This window comes from Aeromonas sp. FDAARGOS 1419 (assembly GCF_019047045.1).
Classification (GTDB): Bacteria; Pseudomonadota; Gammaproteobacteria; order Enterobacterales; family Aeromonadaceae; genus Aeromonas; species Aeromonas veronii.
The window spans coordinates 1,354,181-1,373,923 of record NZ_CP077209.1 but is presented as its reverse complement, the minus strand read 5'-3'; the positions used below and the strand labels follow the sequence as shown (position 1 = coordinate 1,373,923).

The window sequence follows — 19,743 nt, the reverse complement described above, 5'->3', positions numbered from 1 at the left end:
GTGAGTGCCTTGGATCTATGGCAAGGTGAGAGCTCCCGCCTGCAAGTGTGTCGCCAGCGTCACCGGTCGCATCGAAGAAGAAAAATTGCGCATAGCGAAAAGAAGAGAGGAGAGGGGAAAGGTGCAATATATCCAGAAAGGGCTGCAGTTATCTCTTTGCCTGCTGCTGGCGGCCTGTAGCAGCCGTTATGACGAGAACCACGGCGGCAGCTGGCGCGGCTATAGCGAAACCGGTTACGCCAGCTATTATGCCGACCGTTATCATGGCAAAAAGACCGCCAGCGGCGAGCTCTATCGCAACAACCTCAATAGCGCCGCCCATATGGAATTGCCCTTTGGCACCATGGTGCGGGTCACCAACCTCGCCAACGGCAAGAGCGTAGTGGTCAAGGTCAATGACCGCGGCGCCTTTAAAAACGGGCGTATTATCGATCTCTCCAAATCTGCCTTTAGCACCATCGGCAATATTAGCGACGGGATTATCAAAGTAAAAATAGAGGTGCTCTAGCAGTCCACTTGTTCAGTGGCGTGAACAGAGTGTCCGTTCTGTATGGCTATATCCTGCAAGTCTGCCCTCTTACACTGCTCCGTATCCAAGAGGTACACCCAATCGAAATACTTGAATGGTTGATCTGATAACGGAGCAGATGAAGATGAATGAAGAGAAACTGGTGTCCATCGCAGTGCTTAAAGCTAGAGCCGGTATGAGGGAGCAGCTGCGCCGGGAGTTGATCAAGCTTATTGAGCCTACTCGGCACGAACCGGGTAACTTGGACTATGTGCTGTTTGAATTGCGGGATGAGCCAGGCACCTTTTACATGCGTGAGGCATTCGTCAGCCAAGCCGCGTTGGATAGCCATTGTCAGACTGACTATTTTCAGGCCTTTGCCGCGCAGGCTGAGTCTCTGCTTGCAGAGCCACTGCAGCTTATTTTCCTGGATGAGGTCAGCTACTCTTAATCCATTCGGGCCAGGGGGTCCGATTTTTTATTCATATCTCAAGTGCGAGATAAGATGCGTTTCAAGCAAGTTATCACGCCAGTCTTTTGCCAGCCTGCATCTACTAATCCTCTGATTTTTAATTACTCTCTCCTCTTTATATCCAAGATGTTTTCATCTTCCTGTTAACGGATAAGATATCCAAATGAGAATTTAATTTGGGCTCAAGTTCAGTGGTAGTGGTATAACCTGCTATCGCAGGAAGGCATACCAAACGATGGTGCTGACCATCAGCGCGTCGATATGAGGTGGGCAGGGAGGACGAGAATGGGTATTGAGCTTGTAGATGTACCGCAGAGTGAATTTGAGCAGGTCTTTACTGCCGTGAAACAGGGGATTTTTCCCTATGTTGAGTCGCTCTTTGGCTGGGATGACCTATTTCAACGCGACCGACTAACCAGCTCATATCGGCCGCAATGGTTTTCGTGGATCCTGCATGGGGGAGAGCGCATTGGTCTGTTATGTAGCAAGCCATATGAGGATGCCCAGCATGTTCATCTGCTGATCATTTTCCCTCAGTATCAGGGGCGGCAGCTTGGCGCTGCCGTGATGGAACGGTTGCATCAGGAGGCTGAGCGTGAGGGGAAATGCCGGGTCACCTTGTCCAGCTTCACAGAGAACCATGGGGCGATACGGTTTTATGAGCGCCTTGGTTACAACGTGGTCGAAGAGGATCAAGCGTTTGTCTCCATGTCCCGGCCGTTGGGATGTGACCTCGGATCGAAACACAGTGGTTAATGGAGAGTTGTGATGGCGATTTTGAATATTTTGACGGCTCCCGATCCCAGGTTGAGGATAAAGGCCGAGCGAGTTGAGGATATCGCTGCCGTACAGGGGCTGATCGATGACATGTTGGAGACCCTGTATGCGACGGAAAACGGGATTGGTTTAGCCGCGACTCAAGTCGGGCGCAAAGAGGCAGTCGTTATTATCGATTTGTCCGAGAGCAGGGATCAGCCGCCGGTTTTGATTAATCCACAAGTGATAAGCGGTACTGAAAAGATGCTTGGGCAAGAGGGCTGTCTCTCCGTGCCGGATTATTATGCGGATGTCGAGCGTTACAGCTCGGTGGTGGTATCTGCACTGGATCGAAAAGGCAATCCGATCACCATCGAGAGCAGCGATTTTTTGGCCATTGTCATGCAGCATGAAATTGATCATCTGGATGGCAACCTGTTCATTGATTACCTGTCACCGCTCAAGCGGCAGATGGCACTCAAACGCGTTAAAAAATCTCTCAAGTCCGCCAGCTAATGTTTGCAGATAGTGGCTGGCCGTTTTAGTTATGTGAAGAGCAGGCAGAATGAAAGTAGCAAGATGGAATGTCAGGGCACTGTTTGGCCGCAATAGCAATGAGGTGCGGGGACGTTATGGGCTGAAGGCCCTGCTGTTGCTGGGAACATTGTGGGTCGCACTCCCCGTATCAGCCGATGAAGAGCAGCTGCCGGCCGAATATCGCCCCTTTGTACAGCAGTTGGTCGATGCGGCAGAAGCCCGGGATCATCAGGCCCTTGCCAACCAGATGAAGTACCCCTTCAAGCAGGAGTATCCCATTCCCGCCATCAAAACCCCGGCGGAGATGCTGACCCGTTTTGACGAGGTATTTGATGACGCCATTTTAAAAAGCATTGCTACCTCCCGGGTCGGGCAGGATTGGCAGACCATGGGCTGGCGCGGCATTATGCTGGGCAGTGGCGAGGTCTGGATGGATTTTGATGGCAAGGTGATCGGTATCAATCATCAGACTGCGCAGGCCGCCAAATTGAAAGCCGAGCTTATCGTCAGGCAGAAGAGCGGTCTGCATCCCAGTGTGCGGGAGTACAAGAGCCCCGAGCTGATGTGGCAGACCGAGAAATTTACCATCCGCATCGACGAGTTGGACGATGGCCACTATCGCTACGCCTCCTGGGCCAGGGGCAAGACGCTCGCTGACAAGCCGGATCTGGTGCTGAAAAATGGCACCGTCAGGGTGGAGGGGACGGGGGGCAATCATACATACCTCTTCACAAGCGGCCCCTATCGCTACGAGTGCGTCGTCACCGTATTGGGTGAGCGAGGCGTGCCACCGGGTGAGCTGGTGGTCTATAAAGATGACGTCGAGATAGTGCACCAACCGGTGATCAAGGTGCTGTGACAGCAAATCCACATAAAGAGAGATCAAAGAGCGGCCAGGTGCCGCTCTTTTGCTTTCGAAAATAGAAAGATGAGCTGCGCTAGCTTTGCGGCACCCTGACCCCTTTATCGAGATAGAGGCTGCTGTAGTGGGCGCGGTGGGTGACAAACATCACCTGATGGCGGCTGCCGTCGGAGAGGATAATAAAATCCCCCGCCTGAGCGGGGCTCTGCAAGGTGATCTCCTGCTCGGGGGCGGTCAGGCGATCGACATCTTCCTTGAAGGTGAGGGTGTAAGAGTACATATGGCGCTCCACTGCTGGCTCATATCAAACACTCCGTTGAAGGTAGTTGCTGGCAAGGGGGCGCGCGGCGCCCGATTGGCGCTGTTAGACCAAATAGCGGTGATGAGAACGTGCGTGGCTTCAGTCGGGTTGTTCTGCCGAGGTGCGCTTGAGGCGTTTACATCAAGGCCATTGGTATCAAAACGATGGTAAAGGGGCGAAAGGGGGATGAAAAAACCGCCTATTGGCGGTTTTTCTTATGCGATGGGCCCTACTTCAGGGCCTTCTTCAGCTTCTTGATCTTGCCTTCATGCTTGGCAATTTTCTCAAGACGAGCGGCGATCTTCTTCTTGATCTCTTTCTTGCTTGCTTTGGCCATCGGTGGCGCTCCTTTGCAGTGGGGACACATGAGGTGTCAGTGTGGGTCTTCCCTTTGATGTCCCAGAGTGCCACAGGGCTCCTTTGTGAACCAGCACTCTGTTGCTTTAATAGCCAGCTCGCTATAACTGCAAGGGGCTGAGCCAGCGCAGCAGTTGCTGGCCCACTTGCGGGCTGGCGAGCAGGGACATATGGCTGGTGCGATAGACAATCAGGGTATGGGCAGGAAGAAAAGCCAGCTGATGGCGCGCTTCGTTGTGCTGACCGAGGGCGCTGCGTAGCGGCACCAGTCCATCGCCAATCAGCCGGTCGGCCAGCAGGCTGCGCTTGGCGGCAGTGGTCGCGGCAATGGCATAGCAGTTGACACGGCAGGGCAAGGGGAGTGGGACGCGGGGATCGCGCAAGGGCGCGGCGGGATCGGGTGGGGCGAGCGTCTCGATCACCTTGCCGTGGCGCAGATCCTTGATGCCTGCACTGCGCAGCCGCGCCAGCCTGACGAAGGGTTCGCTGTAGGCGGTGGCGGGCAGCAACTGCTCCAGCCAGTGTCCGGCGTGTTCGAGCGGCGCGCCGTGGTGTGGCGTGCCAATAAAGATCATATTGGCAAGGTGCACAGGCCAGGTGAGCCCGGCCTGGCTGGCATGGTGGCAGGCACTGCGGGCAACCAGTCCCCCCATGCTGTAGCCCATTATCGTTATCTCTTTGAGCTCTCCCGGCCAGTGGGCGAACAGTTGCTCCAGCAACAGGGCAAGTTGCTGCCCGTTTTGTGCGATGGGCAGGCCCGAGTTGTAGCGCAGGTAAAGAGGCTGATAGCCAAGCGTGTTGGCAAGTTGCTCTCCGTGATTGACCGGCTTGCCTTGATGCTCGGTCTGCCACTGCAGATCGTTCATGCACAGGCCATGGACCATCAGCAGCACCCGTCCCTCGCGGGGTAGATCCTCCGGCATTGCTTGCCAATCGAGGGGCTTGCCCTGATAGCGCAGGGTCATGGGGGTGGCGAGGGCATTGTGGTGCTCGACCAGCTTGTCCCCCAACACGCCGTTGAGCGTGGCGATCAGGGCTGCACGTTTCGGGGTTTCGGGGATCTGGTGGGGCGGCGGTGTGGCTGGCAGGCGGCTGAGCAGTTGGTTGATGCCGCTGCTTAGGTTGTTGGCGGCGCCATGTACCCCCTTGTAGACCAGCCCGGTGATCCCGGCTGTTTTTCCCTCATCCCGTCCCTTGAGCCCCATACCGCTCAGTACCGCCTGATGTACCGCTTCGGTGATCTCTACCGCGGCGGGCAGCGCCAAAGTCAGCAGGTGCGCCAGCTCGCGGATATCCGAAAGATGCCAGGAAGAGGATGGCGATGGGTCTGTGGCGTCGGTCATGGCAAGCCCTTGTGAAAGCGGGTGTCGCGTTGTCGTGCCGCGAAGAGCGCAGCGTATCTCAATATCAAACCAGCTTGCGCCCTTTGTAGCGGGTTTACCAGTACGGGCCATGCATGGCGGGGCTGATAAGAACCGCTTGCGAAGCCGGTCACGGTAATGACAGGGAAAATCACCTCTACTTCGTCATATGAAGCCACATGGAGAGGTGAGGATGTCGCTGTTTGATGAGATGCGGGTACAGGATTTGTGTGCACGGTTGCTCGATAGCCAGAACGGAAAGGGCTGCTCCCTTGAGAGTCGGCATGGTAGGGAGCTGAAGGAGCTGTTGCAGGCAGTGGCCGGGATCAAGCCGGTTGGTCGGGGTGCTCATTATGCGTTGACCGACGCGGGACGGACTTATTTGCTCGGGCAGCTGGCGTTGGTGGCGCCCCCCGAACAGGACAAGGGTGAGCAGCTGCAACGAATGGGAGTGAGTTTGCCTGCACGGCTCAATCAGGCCTGCTTTTATGCCCTCTGGCATGGGGATAGCAAGCATCCGCGATCAGCATCCCTTGCAGCGCCACAGCTTGCGAACTTGTCGCTCACGCAAGATGAGGTGATCCGCATCCGTACCCTCGAACCGCTCTCACTGGTCGATCGGCAAGGTCAGCAGCACGCTATGACGGCAATGATGGCGCTGCTGGGGGAGTTGGCGTTGCCGGAGCGGACTCTGGGCACGCTGGCGGCCATCGGCTGGCAAGGGGATCGGGTCATTACGGTGGAGAACAAGGGGGCCTTTGTCGATTACCCGCTGCAACCCGGGCAACTGCTGCTCTTTGCCCCCGGTCGCAATACCACCCTGGCCAAACAGCTAATCCCGCTGCTGCCTGCGGGCGTGCAGTGGGCCCATTTTGGCGACCTCGATCAACGGGGTATCGATATCGCCGTCGAGTTGGCACGTGAGCTAACTCGACCGGTCATGCTCTGGCTTCCCTGTGAGCTGCAGCCTTATCTGGATCACTACGCCCGTTCGGTACGCACCTTTGCAACGGGCAGTGGCAAGGTGCCCTGGCGTGTGACGAAGCAGGCTGATCAGGTTGATGGTCATGGCGCGCCGGCAGGCGTTCCCTGGCTCGATAAACTGATCACAGACGGGACTTGGCTGGAACAGGAGGTATTAATTCTGGCCCCTCACTGGCGGAGCTGGTCATTGGAAGCGATGAGTAATCAGGAGTGAAACGGGGAGCCCGCGCTCCCCGTCATTTCGTGGTCAGCTGTTTACTTGGCCTTGATGGGCCCCTTGGTGCCGGCATCATTATCGATCCAGCCATCTTCACCCTTGATGCGGCGATCCCCCTGAATGGTGTAGATGACCATGCCATCCTTGAACACCAGCGCGCCATCAGATTTCTTGGCATTGACCTTCTTGTCGTTGACCCACACCTGATCCTTGCCATCGATGCGGATATTGGCCACGGTGGCGCCGGTTTGGGGGAAGGTGGCGATCCAGTTGCCCGCATAGGGGCTGGCGCTGGTTGCCGCGGCCGGAGCATTGCCAACACCGGTAGCCGCGTTCTCAGCCTTGGTTTTGTTGATATCGCAGCCATTAAGCTCGCTCACCTGAGTGCAGCCCGAGCGCTCCAGCTTCTGCTCATAGCTCAGATTCAGACCGCCCTCCGCGGCCGGGGCGGCCGTGCCAAATCCCGCCTTGGCATTTTCTGCTTTGGTTTTGTGAATGTCACAGCCCTGCGCCTCGGTGACCTGGGTGCAGCCGGATCGTTCCAGTTGCTCGGCATATTTGGCGCTGATGGCGTGGGCAGGGGCGATCCCGAGCAGGGTCAGGGTGATGAGCAGAGCAGCATTCCTGGACATAGATAATCCCTCAAAGATGTAAGTCATGCAGGTTCATCCGCGCAGTTGCGGCAGTGAACGTTGGCCTATCCTGAGCATCCGAGACAGATGCGCAGCTGGCGTATTCACGTTAGCACCTTGGGCCAACCGCGCCCAGCAATGTGGCCGGAAGATAAGGCGAGAGGTGATACGGGCGGGGAGCGAAGGGGAGACGAGATAGCAGCAGTGTCAACGCTGGAGAGATCCTTCCAAGAGAAAAGGTGTTGCGGGCATTATCATAATGATAACGACAGCCCCGCTGATATCATTTCAGCCCCTGAAACTGACCTTTGTTGATAATTCTCACCGACAAAGGGATATTGCCTCTGATTATTATCACCTTGCTATTTTATCGCTTGGTCACCCTATCCATCCTTTTATGGAATAAACCGCTGAAATAGCCGCTGATTTTGTGGGTGGCATCACACACTTTCGTCATTTATTAATATCTTCCTGCATTTTATTGGTTTGGCATGGTTATTGATTACCTCATATCGACGCTAACCGACGCGCTCACCCACAACCGGGATGCTGGTGACATCGTGAGTGAAAGGGGAGCTATCCATATCTCATCCAATGATTGGGGCGAACGATGAAAGCAGTTAACGAATTAATCAAAGAGATCAGAGCACTCAAGTCCAACCTGCATGAAAAAGATTTTCTGCTGACCTGGGAGCAAACACCTCAGGAGCTGGAGCTGGTATTGAAACTGGCCGAATCCCTCAAGACACTGCGTGCCGAAAATATTGCTACCAAACTGTTTAACAGCGGGCTCGGTATCTCGGTTTTCCGCGATAACTCCACCCGAACCCGCTTCTCTTATGCCTCTGCGCTGAACCTGCTCGGTCTGGCCCAACAGGATCTGGATGAGGGCAAATCCCAGATCGCCCACGGTGAAACCGTCCGTGAAACCGCCAACATGATCTCCTTCTGCGCCGATGCCATCGGTATCCGCGATGACATGTATCTGGGGGCCGGTAACGCCTATATGCGCGAGGTGGGCGCCGCGCTGGATGAAGGGTTCGAGAAGGGGGTGCTGCCCCAGCGTCCGGCGCTGGTCAACCTGCAGTGCGACATTGATCACCCGACTCAGTCCATGGCTGATCTGGCTTGGTTGCAGGAGCACTTCGGCAGCCTGGAAAACCTCAAGGGCAAGAAGATTGCGATGACCTGGGCTTACTCCCCGAGCTACGGCAAGCCGCTCTCCGTGCCGCAGGGCATCATCGGCCTGATGACCCGCTTTGGTATGGATGTGACCTTGGCCCACCCGGAAGGGTATGACCTGATCCCGGACGTGATCGAAGTGGCCAAGGAGAATGCCAAGGCATCCGGCGGCAGCTTCCGTCAGGTCACTTCCATGGAAGAGGCGTTCAAGGATGCGGATATCGTCTATCCCAAGTCTTGGGCCCCCTACAAGGTGATGGAGCAGCGTACCGAACTGTTGCGTGCCAATGACCACGCCGGCCTCAAAGAGCTGGAGAAACACTGCCTTGAGCAGAACGCCAAGCACAAGGATTGGCACTGCACCGAAGAGATGATGAAACTCACCAAGGGTGGCGAAGCGCTCTATATGCACTGCCTCCCGGCCGATATTTCCGGTGTCTCCTGTAAAGAGGGCGAAGTTACCGAAGGGGTATTCGAGAAATATCGTATCGCCACTTATAAAGAGGCGAGCTGGAAGCCCTATATTATCGCCGCCATGATCATGGCTCGTACATTCTCCGCCCCGGGAGAGACCCTCGAAACGCTGCTGAAAGAGGCCCAGAAGCGGGTTAAATAAGTAGCGTTGGCTGAAATAAATAAAAGAAATGGCAGGGGTAATCATTCCCCTGCCTGCTACAACAGCGGAATTGTCGTGAGTTTTCTCCCCGTGGTATCTGAATATCGGATTTCCCGGTGAGATGGCTCCCGACCCCATAATCTGGATGAGGTACGCATGTCCCAATTTTCTCTGAAGATGGATATTGCCGATAACCGTTTTTTTACCGGTGAACCATCTCCCCTGTTTTCTCGCGCCGAAGCACAAAAGGCCCGTGCCTTTCATAAAAAACTGGCCGGTTATGAACCGACTCCTTTGTGTGACCTGAAAGATCTGGCCGCCTATATCGGGGTAAAAAATATTCTGGTCAAGGATGAGTCAAAACGCTTTGGCCTTAATGCCTTCAAGATGCTCGGTGGCGTTTACGCCATTGCCAACCTGCTCTGTGAAAAATACGGGGTGGCCGTCGAAGATTTCTCCTTCGATCTCATCAAACGCACCATCAAGGAGCCGATGACCTTCGCCACCACCACAGATGGCAACCACGGTCGCGGCGTTGCCTGGGCCGCCAAGCAGGTGGGCCAGCATGCGGTGGTCTACATGCCCAAGGGCTCTGCCCAGGAGCGGGTTGACCACATTCTCAATCTCGGTGCCGAGTGCATCGTCACCGATATGAACTATGACGACACCGTGCGCCTGACCATGAAGATGGCCGAAGAGCGCGGCTGGCACATAGTGCAGGACACCGCCTGGGAGGGCTACACCAAGATCCCGACCTGGATCATGCAGGGTTACTCCACCCTGGCCGACGAAGCGGTCGAGCAGATGCAGGATATGGGCATCAAGCAGCCGACCCACGTGCTGCTGCAGGCCGGGGTAGGGGCGCTGGCGGGCGGCGTGCTTGGTTATCTGGTGGACTGCTTCGGCGCGAAAAACCTGCACAGTATCGTGGTCGAGCCGGATCAGGCCGACTGCATCTACCGCTCCGGCGTGGCGGGGGAGATGGTCAACGTGGGGGGCGACATGCGCACCATCATGGCCGGTCTCGCCTGCGGTGAACCCAACCCGCTTGGCTGGCCGCTGCTCAGGGGCTGCACCACCCAGTTCATCTCCTGCCACGACAAGGTGTCGGCACTGGGCATGAGAGTGCTCGGCAACCCTCTTGGCAATGACCCCCGCATCATCTCCGGTGAGTCCGGCTCGGTCGGTACCGGCGTACTGGCGGCAGTGCGTCACCACCCGGATCGCGCGGCGCTGATGGCTCGCCTCGGGCTGGATAGCAACTCGGTGGTACTCATCATCAACACCGAAGGGGACACCGATGTGAAGCACTACCGGGAAGTGGTGTGGGAAGGTAAACACCCTGCCAGCGATTAACCCCGGCTGTGAGTAATCCCTGCGAGAGCAGAGACACGAATTGAAGAACTGATCGCGCCTCGCCAACGGGGCGCGGTAACGGGCACAGGGCGCTGCCGACGAACAGGCCGCGCACTCTCAGTTGTTATGGAGAATCACAATGAGCAAGCAAATTCCGTTTGAAATGGTGTTGGAGAAGGCCTACCAGTACAAGGCCGAGATGAGTCAGTTCCTGCGCGACATGATCGCCATCCCGAGCGAGAGCTGCGATGAAGAGCGCGTCGTGCTGCGCATCAAGCAGGAGATGGAGAAGGTTGGCTTTGACAAGGTCGAGATCGACCCCATGGGTAACGTGCTGGGTTATATCGGCCACGGCCCGCACCTGATCGCCATGGATGCCCACATCGATACCGTGGGCGTCGGCAACATGGCCAACTGGAAGTTCGACCCCTATGAGGGGATGGAAGATCACGAGATCATCGGTGGCCGCGGCGCATCTGACCAAGAAGGGGGCATGGCCTCCATGGTCTACGCCGGCAAGATCATCAAGGATCTGGGGCTGGAAGATCAGTATACCCTGCTGGTGACCGGTACCGTACAGGAGGAGGATTGCGACGGCCTCTGCTGGCAGTACATCATCGAACAGAGCAAGATCCGCCCCGAGTTCGTGGTCAGTACCGAACCCACCGACTGCCAGATCTACCGTGGCCAGCGTGGCCGCATGGAGATCCGCATCGATGTGCAGGGGGTCAGCTGCCACGGCTCTGCGCCGGAGCGCGGTGACAACGCCATCTTCAAGATGGGCCCGATCCTGGGCGAGCTGCAGGAGCTGAGCCACAACCTTGGCAACGACGACTTCCTCGGCAAGGGCACCCTGACCGTCTCCGAGATCTTCTTCACCTCCCCAAGCCGCTGCGCCGTGGCAGACAGCTGCGCCGTCTCCATCGACCGCCGCCTCACTTGGGGTGAAACCTGGCAAGGGGCGCTCGACGAGATCCGCGCCCTGCCTGCGGTGCAAGCTGCCGGTGCCGAGGTCTCCATGTACCAGTACGATCGTCCGGCCTACACCGGTCTGGTCTACCCGACCGAGTGCTACTTCCCGACCTGGAAGGTGGAAGAGGATCACATCACCGTCAAAACCCTCTCCAAGGCTTATCGCGAGCTGTTCAACAAGGAGCCGGTGGTGGACAAGTGGACCTTCTCGACCAACGGGGTCTCCATCATGGGTCGCCACGGAATTCCGGTCATCGGTTTTGGCCCGGGTAAAGAGCCGGAGGCCCACGCCCCGAACGAGAAGACCTGGAAAGAGCATCTGGTCAAGTGCGCCGCCATGTACGCCGTGATCCCCATGCTCTATCTGGCCGAGCTGGACAAGTAAGGGGTCTGCTGGGCGGTGACCGCTATCGCCGCCCGGCTGTCGCAAGTGCGGCAAGTGCCCCGTCTCCATTGAGGCGGGGCTTTGCTGTTTGAAGTGATGTTCGAGGTGGTGGGGATGAAACGGCTGATCAAAAACGGTGTGCTGGTCGATGCACAGGGTGAATATCGTCAGGATCTGCTGATCGAGCACGGGGTGATCCGCGCGCGAGCCGCCGCTATCCAGCCCGATGGCGAGACCGAGGTGATCGATGCCAGCGGCTGCTACGTGATGCCTGGCGGTATCGATGTCCACACCCACTTCAACATCGATGTTGGCATTGCTCGCAGTTGCGATGACTTTTTCAGCGGTACCCGTGCTGCCGCCTGTGGTGGCACCACCACCATCGTCGATCACATGGGATTTGGCCCGGCTGGGTGCAATCTGCATCACCAGCTGGCCCGCTATCACGACTATGCCGCCGATCAGGCGGTGATCGACTACAGCTTTCACGGCGTTGTCCAGCATGTGGATGACGCCATCCTCCACGAGATGGCCGCGATGGTGCAGGAGGAGGGGATCAGCAGCTTCAAGCTCTATCTTACCTACCAGTACAAGCTCGGAGATCACGATGTGTTGCGCGCCCTGGCCCGCCTCAAGGAGGTGGGGTCGCTCGCCACCGTCCACCCCGAGAACGATGCCGCCATCGCGGCGCGCCGTGCGGCCCTATTGGCCGCCGGTCACCATGAACCCTGGTATCACCCGCAAAGCCGCCCGCTGGAGTGCGAGGCGGAGGCGATCGCCCGGATGATCAATCTGGCCGGACTTGCTGGCAATGCGCCGCTCTATATCGTCCACCTATCCAATGGCTTGGGGTTGGAGTATCTGAAACTGGCGCGTCGGCAGGGACAGCCGGTCTGGGTGGAGACCTGCCCGCAATATCTGCTGCTCGATGAGCAGTGTTATTACAAGGAGAACGGGGTCGACTATCTGCTCAGCCCCCCGCTGCGCTCACGCCGCGAGCAGGACAAGCTGTGGGTTGGCATCGCTGCGGGCGACATCGACACGGTGGCGACCGATCACTGCAACTTCTCCCATGCCCAGCGCATGACCCTGTCAGGCGGCGATTTCAGCCGCTGCCCCAACGGCTTGCCGGGCGTCGAGAACCGGATGCTGCTGCTGTTTGCCCACGGGGTGTTGGGCGGGCGCATCTCGCCGTCCCGCTTCGTGGCCCTCACCAGCGCCAACCCGGCGCGCCTGTTTGGCCTCTGGCCGCGCAAGGGCAACCTGCAAGCGGGGTCTGACGCTGATCTGGTGCTGATGGATCCCCGCGGTGACACCCTGATTTCTCACCCACTGCTGCATGACAACGGCGACTACAGCCCCTACGAGGGGATGTGCTGCCCCGGCCGGATCAGGATGACCCTGAGCCGTGGCGAGATAGTCGCTCGCGATGGCGGGTTTCTGGGGCGGCGTGGTCACGGCCGTTTTCTGGCCAGAGCGCCCTTTGATCCGGCCTTGGCGCCGGAGCTGCACTCGCCTTGCCCCACAGTGGCCGGCTGACAATCAGTTCGAAACACGCAGAGCAGCAAGGTTATGTGAACAACGAAAGGTGGGCCGGTATTGCGCCGGCTTGTCCCATCACTGGAGATAACAAGATGAAACAGAGAATCGTACTGGCCCTTGGTGGCAATGCGCTGGGCAACAACCTGCCCGAGCAGATGAAGGCGGTGCAGAGCACGGCGGGCACCATTGCCGACCTGATCGCTCAGGGGCATGAGGTGGTGGTGACCCACGGCAACGGCCCGCAGGTGGGGATGATCCAGCAGGCGTTCGAGGTAGCGGCACGCCATGACCCCAAGGCGCCCCATCTGCCCATGTCGGTCTGCGTGGCCCTGAGTCAGGGTTATATCGGTTATGACCTGCAAAACGCCCTGCGCGAGGCCTTGCTGGCGCGTGGTATTCACAAGCCGGTCGCTACACTGGTGACCCAGGTGGAGGTGGATAAAAACGATCCCGCCTTCCTTGACCCGAGCAAACCCATCGGCGGCTTCTTCAGCAAGGAGGAGGCCGAGGCATTGATGGCCAGGGGCGAGCGGCTCAAAGAGGATGCCGGCCGTGGCTATCGCCGGGTGGTCGCATCCCCCAAACCCGTCGATATCATCGAGAAAGAGACCGTCTCTGCCATGCTGGCCGCCGGTCAGGTGGTGATCACCGTCGGTGGCGGTGGCATTCCGGTGCTGCGGGAGGGCAATCACCTGCGCGGTGCCAGTGCGGTGATCGACAAGGATTGGGCCAGTGCCAAGCTGGCGGAGCTCATCGACGCCGATATGCTGATCATCCTTACCGCGGTAGAGAAGGTCGCCATCAACTTCGGCAAGCCCGATGTGCAGTGGCTCGATCAGCTGAGCGTGGCCGATGCCAACAGCTTTATTGCACAGGGGCAGTTTGCCAAGGGTTCCATGCTGCCCAAGGTGGAGGCAGCGCTCTCGTTCGCGACCTCCATGCCGGGGCGCAAATCCCTGATCACCTTGCTGGAGAAGGCCGCCGACGGCATTGCCGGCAAGACGGGAACCATTATCTGCCGCTAGGCGTTCCAGCTCGGGTTGAGTGTGATTGCGGGGGCCGACGGCCCCCTTGTTCATTTTGGGGCAGTCATGGTCAGCGGAGGATGAGCGGCGTAAGATGGCCGCCTTCAAGCGCGGGCAAGACGCCGAGAACAGACCCTGCGCAATGAGTGACAAGAGGTGAGTAACAAACAAATGAGTGGAAAGATCAATATGGCGGCGCTGGTGGGATTGATCCTGCTCACCGCCATCTGGAGTTACAGCTGGATCGTGATGAAGCAGGTGATGCTCTACGCGGGGGCTTTCGAATTCACTGCCCTGCGCTGCCTGTGCGGATCTCTGGTTCTGCTGTTGGTATTGGCCCTGCGCGGGCGCCGTTATCTCAAACCTACCCCGTTTCGCTATACCCTCGCCATCGCCCTGTTCCAGACCTGCGGCATGGTGGGGTTGGCTCAGTGGGCGCTGATCAGCGGCGGGGCGGGCAAGGTGGCTATTCTGAGCTACACCATGCCGTTCTGGGTGGTGATCTTCGCGGCGCTCTTTCTCGGCGAGCGGATGCGCAAGCTGCACTATCTGGCGGTCGGGGTGGCCGCCTGCGGCCTGCTGTTGGTGATCGAGCCCTGGCAGCTGCATCTGGATTCCATGAAGAGTGCGCTGCTGGGGATTGCCTCCGGCATCTGCTGGGGGATCAGCGCCATCATCGCCAAGCGGATGTATGCCCGCCACCCCGCGGTGGATCTGATGTCCCTCACCACCTGGCAGATGATCTACGCCACCATGGTGATGGCCGTGGTGGCGGCGCTGGTGCCGGAGCGACCCATCGACTGGCAGCCTTATGTGTTTGGCGCGCTCGCCTACAGCGCCATCTTCGCCACGGCACTGGCCTGGAGCCTCTGGCTGTTCGTGCTGAAAAAGCTGCCTGCCGGGATCGCCAGCCTCAGTACCCTGGCGGTGCCGGTGAGCGGCGTGCTGCTCTCCTGGTGGCTGCTTGGTGAAAATCCGGGGCCGGTGGAGGGGAGCGGCATCGTCCTTATCGTACTGGCGCTTCTCGTCATCAGTCGCAAGGGTAAGCGCTCCGTGGTGTCGGTGGCGGGGGAAACCCGTATCAAGCACGGTTGAGTGGTGACTGGGCTGCCAGTGGCACGATAAACAGCACTCAAAAGAGCCCGCGACAGGGGACCAGCCCCTCGTTACAATGGCGTGGTCTGACTGTGCTGGAGCACAGGTATCTGATTTATTGTGATTATTTCAACGAACCTAACGGCAAGGATGAGACCGTATGATGACGCTGGTGTGGTTGGCTGTAGGCCTGGTGTGTCTGGTGGGGGGGGCCGAATCTCTGGTGCGGGGCGCATCTCGCCTCGCCACCATGATGGGGATATCGCCACTGGTGGTGGGATTGACCATAGTGGCCTTTGGGACCAGTGCTCCCGAGCTGGCGGTGAGCATCCAGTCTGGCCTCGAGGGGCAGGCAGGGATAGCTGTGGGGAACGTGGTCGGCAGCAATATTTTCAACGTGCTGTTTATTTTAGGTATTTCGGCACTGATCGTACCGTTGACCGTCTCCCAGCAACTGGTACGTCTCGACGTTCCCTTGATGATAGTGGTCTCTTTTCTGGTGTTGTTGCTGGGCTACGATGGCCGTATTGCGCCACTGGAAGGGGCGCTGCTGTTTGCCGGCATCATCGCCTACACCGGGTTTCTCTTTGTCCAGAGTCGACGGGAAAACAAAGCGGTGCAGGCGGAGTACGAGCAGGAGTTTGGTACCCGTGAAGCGAGTACGGCGGGCAACTGGTTGCGCAATCTGCTCTTTATTGCCGCAGGTCTGGGTCTGCTGATCCTCGGCTCCCGCCTGCTGGTTGGCAGTGCAGTGGAGATTGCCCACTACTTCGGGGTGAGCGATCTGATCATCGGCTTGACCATAGTGGCGGCCGGTACCTCCTTGCCCGAAGTGGTGACCTCCATCGTCGCAGCCCTGCGCGGGGAGCGGGATATCGCTGTGGGGAACGTGGTGGGCAGCAATATCTTCAATATCCTCTGCGTGCTGGGGCTCACCTCCATCGTCACTCCCGGTGGGCTTGAAGTGTCGGCCACCGCCCTTCAGTTCGATATTCCGGTAATGATTGCGGTGGCGCTTGCCTGCCTGCCCATCTTCTTTACCGGTTACACCATCGCCCGCTGGGAAGGGGCGCTGTTTCTGACCTACTACATCGGCTACACCTGCTGGCTGATCCTCCACGCCACATCCAGTCCGCTGCAAGGTCAGTTCAGTGCAGCGCTAACCGGTTTTGTATTGCCGCTCACCGCCATCACTCTGGTTGTGCTGGCGGTGCGAGCCTGGCGATTGCAACGAACCCGGTCGTGATGCAGGTTCCCCTGATGTAAAGGAGCTGCATCAACCGACAGGCGGAAAAAAGCCCCACCATCATGGTGGGGCTTTTGCTTGGTGCTGAACTTGGTGCTGAAGAGGGACGCGAAGAGCCGTTATCTGCGCTGGGCCAGATGCATCATGGCTTCCAGCACGGCGCCGCCGATGGCGCGTGCCTTGTCCGATACCGTGGTGGCGTCGGCCCGCTCGCCTCTGGGGTCGATGTCACCGATCTTGAAGCCGACGGTCACCTCGATGCCATCGCTGAGCAGCCCCCGCACCATGCCAGAGAGGGGCGCTATGATGGGGGCATCCCCTACATGGGCAATCACATCCCCCTCCTGCACCAGATCGCCGAGCTTGATCAGGCTCTTCATCACGCCGGGGGCGGGGGCGCGTACCACCCGGCGGGCGGAGTGCCCCTCGATCACCCCGGGAATGCCGGTATTGGGCTGGGCAGGGCCCTGATAGATGACCCGGCCCAGATGATGACCGCGGTTGGTCTCAATGACCGCATCGCAGTCGCGCCCCGCCTCAAACCCCGGGCCAAGGGCCACCGTAATGGGGGCCATCTCCTTGTGGGTGCCGAGATTCTGCTTGGCGAGGATGGCATCCACCAGATAGCGGGGCTTGAGCTCGGCGAGGGTGGCGCAGTCGGGGTCAACCAGCAGCGGAATGACGCCCCGATCCAGCTGCTCGAACGCCTGCTCAACGCTCTCGACCCGCTTGGCGCGCACACCCTCGACACTGGTTTCACCGTCAAACATCCCCTGGGCGAAGGCGACGGTGCGGCGGATCACCGTGGGCTTGTCGAGATCCAGCATCACCACCTTGAAGCCGGCATTGTGCAGCCGCAGCGCGACGCCGGTGGCGATGTCGCCGGAGCCGCGCATCACCACCAGCTGATCCCGCTTGAGGCGAACATCGTCCTGCATCAGCCCACCCGATTTGCCGTTTTTCACCTGCAGCAGCTCGGCGAGGATGCTGATGGCGATCTCCTCGGGGGTTTCGGCACCTATGTTGTAGCCGATGGGGGCGTGCAGCCGCTGCAGTTGTTCCTGGCTCACCCCTTGCTGGCGCAGGGCCTGGGTGAAGGTCTGTACCTTGCGCTTGCTGGCGAGCAGCCCCAGATAAGCGAGGGGACGGCTTATCAGCCGCTCCAGCGCCTCCTTGTCCTGATGGTTGGTGGCGATGATGACGAAGTTGGCTGGCTCGATGGCCAGTTTATCGATCACCGCGCTGATGGTATCGGCCTGTTTGAGATGGGTGCCGGCGGGGAAGTGATCGGGGTTGAGGCTCCCTTCAAAACAGTCGCCCACATGGATATCAAAACCCAGCGTCGCCGCAGCATGTGCCAGCGCCCGGTTGACGTGACCAGCACCAATGAGCACCAGCCGGGGGCGCAGGCCATAGACATCGATATAGACCGACATGGCGCCGCCGCAATCCGACCCTACCGCATGTTCACCGTTACGGGCCATCCGGCCATGGAAGATGCGCGGCTTGCGCTCGGCAATGGCGGCCATCGCTTCCTCGATCACCAGCCGCTCGATCATGCCGCCGCCGATGGTGCCGAGGATCTGGCCATCGGCCATCACCAGCATCTGGGCCTGATGGCGCGGGGTGGAGCCCCGGCTCTCGATGATCTGGGCCATGGCAAACGGCGTGTTCTCCTGTTCCAGTCGGGCTGCGTGTGCAAACAGATTCATAAGGTACCTCTTCTTATCCTTAAACCATCATGGGCTAGGCGGCTGTGCCTCATCCTGAGCGAAGTAACCGAGTGCGAGGTGAATGGGCTGTGGCTCGCGAACCGCCCCCTGCCAGATGGCATGGAGCTCGGGGTGGCGGCTATGCAGCTTTATCAATTCAGCCAGCCACGATGCCTCATTTTGATAATCGCCATTGATAAACCAGATCCTGCGCGCCCTGGCCGGGGTGCCTTTGAACAGCCCCTCGGGGTGGGAGAGCAGCTGGTGAAACAGGGCCCAGTCGATGGGGTCACCGGCCTCTATCCCGCACAGGGCCTGAAGCTCTGCCCAGCGGTGGATCTGCTGCGGGTCGGCCTTGGCCCCCACCATGGCGCCGCCTGTCAGGGCGATCACCCAATCACTGTGCTGAGGAATGCAAGGTTCGTGCAAAGCGGGCACTTTCAATAACTTGTGATGGGCGCCATCCGCTTCGACCAAGATAAGATCGAAGCGCTGCTGCCCCTTGATGAGATCAATTTGCTGGGGCGTGGGGCCCGCCACCTTTCCGGTGCGCTCGTCGAGATGGCTGAACAGGGCAACCAGCGCCGAGCCATCCGGTAGCGCCTGACAGCGGGTAAGTTGACGAACGGGATCCGTCTCGATAATCAATTCCCGATAGTGTGACGGGGCAGGCAGAAACATCCGGGTGGTGGTGGTAATTAGCACCCTTTTACCCTGTTGATAAAAATATTCCGCCAGCCAGAACAGGGTGCTGGTTTTTCCGCCGGCACCACAAAGGCTAATTAGCGTGGTATGGTTGTCACTATTTTCAAGCAGTGGATTTAAAAGCGAACCAATATCCGGAAACGCGTGAATAACAGAGTGTGGCAAGGACATGGCAATGACCGAAATAAATAGCGAGGTGAATGAAAAGGTGCAGGCTCGGGGGCGTGAACAGTGTGACTGTATAATTACCGCAGCAGGTTTGTCATCCCGCATGGGGGCATGGAAAATGATGCTACCTTATGGCTCGGGGACAATTCTTGATGCAAGTCTCAAAAATGCCCTGGCCTTCTGCTCCCGGATTATTTTGGTCGTGGGTCATCGCGGGGCCGAACTCGCTGCCTGTTATGGAAATCGCCCCGACATCCTCATCGTCCACAACCCTGACTATGAGCAGGGGTTGGGTAGTTCCATCCGCTGCGCTCTGGCGGCCAGCAATGCTGACTACCTCTTTATCAGCCACGGGGACCTACCCTGTATCCCGTGCGAGGTCTATCAGCAGTTGTGGCAGGCGCGGGGAGAGCTCGCCCTGTTCCCGAGCTTTGAGGGGGAGGCGGGCCACCCGGTCTTGCTGCCAAAATCCCTCGCAAGGGAGCTGGCTGCCGCGCCGGCACAGGGTTCGGTGCGCCGCTGGTTGCTGCAACGTCCCCATCGCACCATACCAGTCGAGAGTCCTGCCATCCTCTTTGATATCGATACCCCCGAGCGCTATCAGGCGCTGATCCGTGGCGAACTGGAGCTGCGTTCTGCCGACGAGTTTACGACCGAGCAGGGCTGAGTCGCATCGTTGGGGCCCACTTCCCTCTGCGTGCAATGGCAGCCAGCGGGGCGGTAACACCGAGTCATCTCGCAGCCTTTGGATA

The 19,743-nt window shown here is 58.7% G+C and carries 19 protein-coding genes; 14 read left to right on the top strand and 5 right to left on the bottom strand.

The features are described 5' to 3' along the window. Positions 1-121: 121 nt before the first annotated feature. The 5 genes from I6L49_RS06000 to I6L49_RS05980 all read left to right on the top strand — a co-directional run bounded on the left by I6L49_RS06000 (position 122) and on the right by I6L49_RS05980 (position 3,132). Positions 122-508, top strand: a complete 387-nt coding sequence (locus tag I6L49_RS06000) for a septal ring lytic transglycosylase RlpA family protein (RefSeq protein ID WP_216950850.1) — start codon at positions 122-124, stop codon at positions 506-508. A 139-nt stretch (positions 509-647) separates the two neighbouring features. After that, the gene (locus I6L49_RS05995) at positions 648-959 is read left to right on the top strand and encodes a putative quinol monooxygenase (protein ID WP_129503961.1); all 312 of its coding nucleotides are present in this window, start codon (positions 648-650) and stop codon (positions 957-959) included. A 306-nt stretch (positions 960-1,265) separates the two neighbouring features. Then, on the top strand, positions 1,266-1,736 hold the full coding sequence (locus tag I6L49_RS05990; RefSeq protein WP_216950849.1) for an N-acetyltransferase: 471 nt from the start codon (positions 1,266-1,268) through the stop codon (positions 1,734-1,736). 12 nt (positions 1,737-1,748) lie between these two features. After that, the gene (gene def / locus I6L49_RS05985) at positions 1,749-2,252 is read left to right on the top strand and encodes a peptide deformylase (RefSeq protein WP_216950848.1); all 504 of its coding nucleotides are present in this window, start codon (positions 1,749-1,751) and stop codon (positions 2,250-2,252) included. 49 nt (positions 2,253-2,301) lie between these two features. Beyond that, positions 2,302-3,132, top strand: a complete 831-nt coding sequence (locus I6L49_RS05980; protein ID WP_201956445.1) for a hypothetical protein — start codon at positions 2,302-2,304, stop codon at positions 3,130-3,132. Between the two features lie 79 nt (positions 3,133-3,211). On the opposite strand, the gene I6L49_RS05975 is transcribed toward I6L49_RS05980, so the two are convergent. Next, the gene (locus tag I6L49_RS05975) at positions 3,212-3,415 is read right to left on the bottom strand and encodes a hypothetical protein (RefSeq protein WP_005352285.1); all 204 of its coding nucleotides are present in this window, start codon (positions 3,413-3,415) and stop codon (positions 3,212-3,214) included. A gap of 479 nt (positions 3,416-3,894) precedes the next feature. Beyond that, the gene (locus tag I6L49_RS05970) at positions 3,895-5,136 is read right to left on the bottom strand and encodes a triacylglycerol lipase (protein ID WP_201956447.1); all 1,242 of its coding nucleotides are present in this window, start codon (positions 5,134-5,136) and stop codon (positions 3,895-3,897) included. 211 nt (positions 5,137-5,347) lie between these two features. On the opposite strand from I6L49_RS05970, the gene I6L49_RS05965 reads away from it, so the two are divergent. Beyond that, a complete protein-coding gene (locus I6L49_RS05965; RefSeq protein ID WP_201956449.1) occupies positions 5,348-6,352 on the top strand; it encodes a Wadjet anti-phage system protein JetD domain-containing protein in 1,005 nt (334 codons plus the stop codon). A gap of 41 nt (positions 6,353-6,393) precedes the next feature. Here the strand turns inward: I6L49_RS05965 and I6L49_RS05960 are convergent, their stop codons facing one another. Then, a complete protein-coding gene (locus I6L49_RS05960) occupies positions 6,394-6,987 on the bottom strand; it encodes a hypothetical protein (protein WP_201956451.1) in 594 nt (197 codons plus the stop codon). Between the two features lie 610 nt (positions 6,988-7,597). Between I6L49_RS05960 and ygeW the strand changes: the two genes are divergently transcribed. From ygeW to I6L49_RS05925, 7 genes are all read left to right on the top strand, one after another. Next, the gene (ygeW, locus tag I6L49_RS05955) at positions 7,598-8,785 is read left to right on the top strand and encodes a knotted carbamoyltransferase YgeW (RefSeq protein WP_216950847.1); all 1,188 of its coding nucleotides are present in this window, start codon (positions 7,598-7,600) and stop codon (positions 8,783-8,785) included. 156 nt (positions 8,786-8,941) lie between these two features. Next, a complete protein-coding gene (dpaL, locus tag I6L49_RS05950; RefSeq protein WP_216950846.1) occupies positions 8,942-10,141 on the top strand; it encodes a diaminopropionate ammonia-lyase in 1,200 nt (399 codons plus the stop codon). Positions 10,142-10,280: 139 nt separating this feature from the next. Next, the gene (locus I6L49_RS05945; RefSeq protein ID WP_040070003.1) at positions 10,281-11,498 is read left to right on the top strand and encodes a YgeY family selenium metabolism-linked hydrolase; all 1,218 of its coding nucleotides are present in this window, start codon (positions 10,281-10,283) and stop codon (positions 11,496-11,498) included. 114 nt (positions 11,499-11,612) lie between these two features. Then, the gene (hydA, locus tag I6L49_RS05940) at positions 11,613-13,037 is read left to right on the top strand and encodes a dihydropyrimidinase (protein WP_216951600.1); all 1,425 of its coding nucleotides are present in this window, start codon (positions 11,613-11,615) and stop codon (positions 13,035-13,037) included. 95 nt (positions 13,038-13,132) lie between these two features. Then, positions 13,133-14,065: a carbamate kinase gene (gene arcC / locus I6L49_RS05935; RefSeq protein ID WP_042055961.1), complete on the top strand. Its 933-nt coding sequence runs from the start codon at positions 13,133-13,135 to the stop codon at positions 14,063-14,065. A gap of 171 nt (positions 14,066-14,236) precedes the next feature. Beyond that, entirely contained in the window at positions 14,237-15,160 is a 924-nt protein-coding gene (locus I6L49_RS05930; RefSeq protein ID WP_042055964.1) for a DMT family transporter, read from the top strand. A gap of 160 nt (positions 15,161-15,320) precedes the next feature. After that, positions 15,321-16,406, top strand: a complete 1,086-nt coding sequence (locus I6L49_RS05925) for a calcium/sodium antiporter (RefSeq protein WP_042055966.1) — start codon at positions 15,321-15,323, stop codon at positions 16,404-16,406. A 119-nt stretch (positions 16,407-16,525) separates the two neighbouring features. On the opposite strand, the gene yqeB is transcribed toward I6L49_RS05925, so the two are convergent. Together yqeB and yqeC are read right to left on the bottom strand one after the other, a co-directional pair. Then, positions 16,526-18,118 carry a selenium-dependent molybdenum cofactor biosynthesis protein YqeB gene (gene yqeB / locus I6L49_RS05920; RefSeq protein ID WP_216950845.1) on the bottom strand — a complete coding sequence of 531 codons (1,593 nt, stop codon included), beginning with the start codon at positions 18,116-18,118 and terminating at the stop codon, positions 16,526-16,528. A gap of 27 nt (positions 18,119-18,145) precedes the next feature. Further along, positions 18,146-18,994 carry a selenium cofactor biosynthesis protein YqeC gene (yqeC, locus tag I6L49_RS05915; protein ID WP_216950844.1) on the bottom strand — a complete coding sequence of 283 codons (849 nt, stop codon included), beginning with the start codon at positions 18,992-18,994 and terminating at the stop codon, positions 18,146-18,148. A gap of 100 nt (positions 18,995-19,094) precedes the next feature. On the opposite strand from yqeC, the gene I6L49_RS05910 reads away from it, so the two are divergent. After that, positions 19,095-19,658, top strand: a complete 564-nt coding sequence (locus I6L49_RS05910) for an NTP transferase domain-containing protein (RefSeq protein WP_367947732.1) — start codon at positions 19,095-19,097, stop codon at positions 19,656-19,658. Positions 19,659-19,743: the final 85 nt, after the last annotated feature.

What these genes read in the sequence shown, in the direction of transcription:
- I6L49_RS05995 (WP_129503961.1), top strand. Translation starts at nt 648, where the DNA reads ATGAAGATGAATGAAGAGAAACTGGTGTCCATCGCAGTGCTTAAAGCT.
- I6L49_RS05990 (WP_216950849.1), top strand. Translation starts at nt 1,266, where the DNA reads ATGGGTATTGAGCTTGTAGATGTACCGCAGAGTGAATTTGAGCAGGTC.
- def (WP_216950848.1), top strand. Translation starts at nt 1,749, where the DNA reads ATGGCGATTTTGAATATTTTGACGGCTCCCGATCCCAGGTTGAGGATA.
- I6L49_RS05980 (WP_201956445.1), top strand. Translation starts at nt 2,302, where the DNA reads ATGAAAGTAGCAAGATGGAATGTCAGGGCACTGTTTGGCCGCAATAGC.
- I6L49_RS05975 (WP_005352285.1), bottom strand. Translation starts at nt 3,415, where the DNA reads ATGTACTCTTACACCCTCACCTTCAAGGAAGATGTCGATCGCCTGACC.
- I6L49_RS05970 (WP_201956447.1), bottom strand. Translation starts at nt 5,136, where the DNA reads ATGACCGACGCCACAGACCCATCGCCATCCTCTTCCTGGCATCTTTCG.
- I6L49_RS05965 (WP_201956449.1), top strand. Translation starts at nt 5,348, where the DNA reads ATGTCGCTGTTTGATGAGATGCGGGTACAGGATTTGTGTGCACGGTTG.
- I6L49_RS05960 (WP_201956451.1), bottom strand. Translation starts at nt 6,987, where the DNA reads ATGTCCAGGAATGCTGCTCTGCTCATCACCCTGACCCTGCTCGGGATC.
- ygeW (WP_216950847.1), top strand. Translation starts at nt 7,598, where the DNA reads ATGAAAGCAGTTAACGAATTAATCAAAGAGATCAGAGCACTCAAGTCC.
- dpaL (WP_216950846.1), top strand. Translation starts at nt 8,942, where the DNA reads ATGTCCCAATTTTCTCTGAAGATGGATATTGCCGATAACCGTTTTTTT.
- I6L49_RS05945 (WP_040070003.1), top strand. Translation starts at nt 10,281, where the DNA reads ATGAGCAAGCAAATTCCGTTTGAAATGGTGTTGGAGAAGGCCTACCAG.
- hydA (WP_216951600.1), top strand. Translation starts at nt 11,613, where the DNA reads ATGAAACGGCTGATCAAAAACGGTGTGCTGGTCGATGCACAGGGTGAA.
- arcC (WP_042055961.1), top strand. Translation starts at nt 13,133, where the DNA reads ATGAAACAGAGAATCGTACTGGCCCTTGGTGGCAATGCGCTGGGCAAC.
- I6L49_RS05930 (WP_042055964.1), top strand. Translation starts at nt 14,237, where the DNA reads ATGAGTGGAAAGATCAATATGGCGGCGCTGGTGGGATTGATCCTGCTC.
- I6L49_RS05925 (WP_042055966.1), top strand. Translation starts at nt 15,321, where the DNA reads ATGATGACGCTGGTGTGGTTGGCTGTAGGCCTGGTGTGTCTGGTGGGG.
- yqeB (WP_216950845.1), bottom strand. Translation starts at nt 18,118, where the DNA reads ATGAATCTGTTTGCACACGCAGCCCGACTGGAACAGGAGAACACGCCG.
- yqeC (WP_216950844.1), bottom strand. Translation starts at nt 18,994, where the DNA reads ATGTCCTTGCCACACTCTGTTATTCACGCGTTTCCGGATATTGGTTCG.
- I6L49_RS05910 (WP_367947732.1), top strand. Translation starts at nt 19,095, where the DNA reads ATGGGGGCATGGAAAATGATGCTACCTTATGGCTCGGGGACAATTCTT.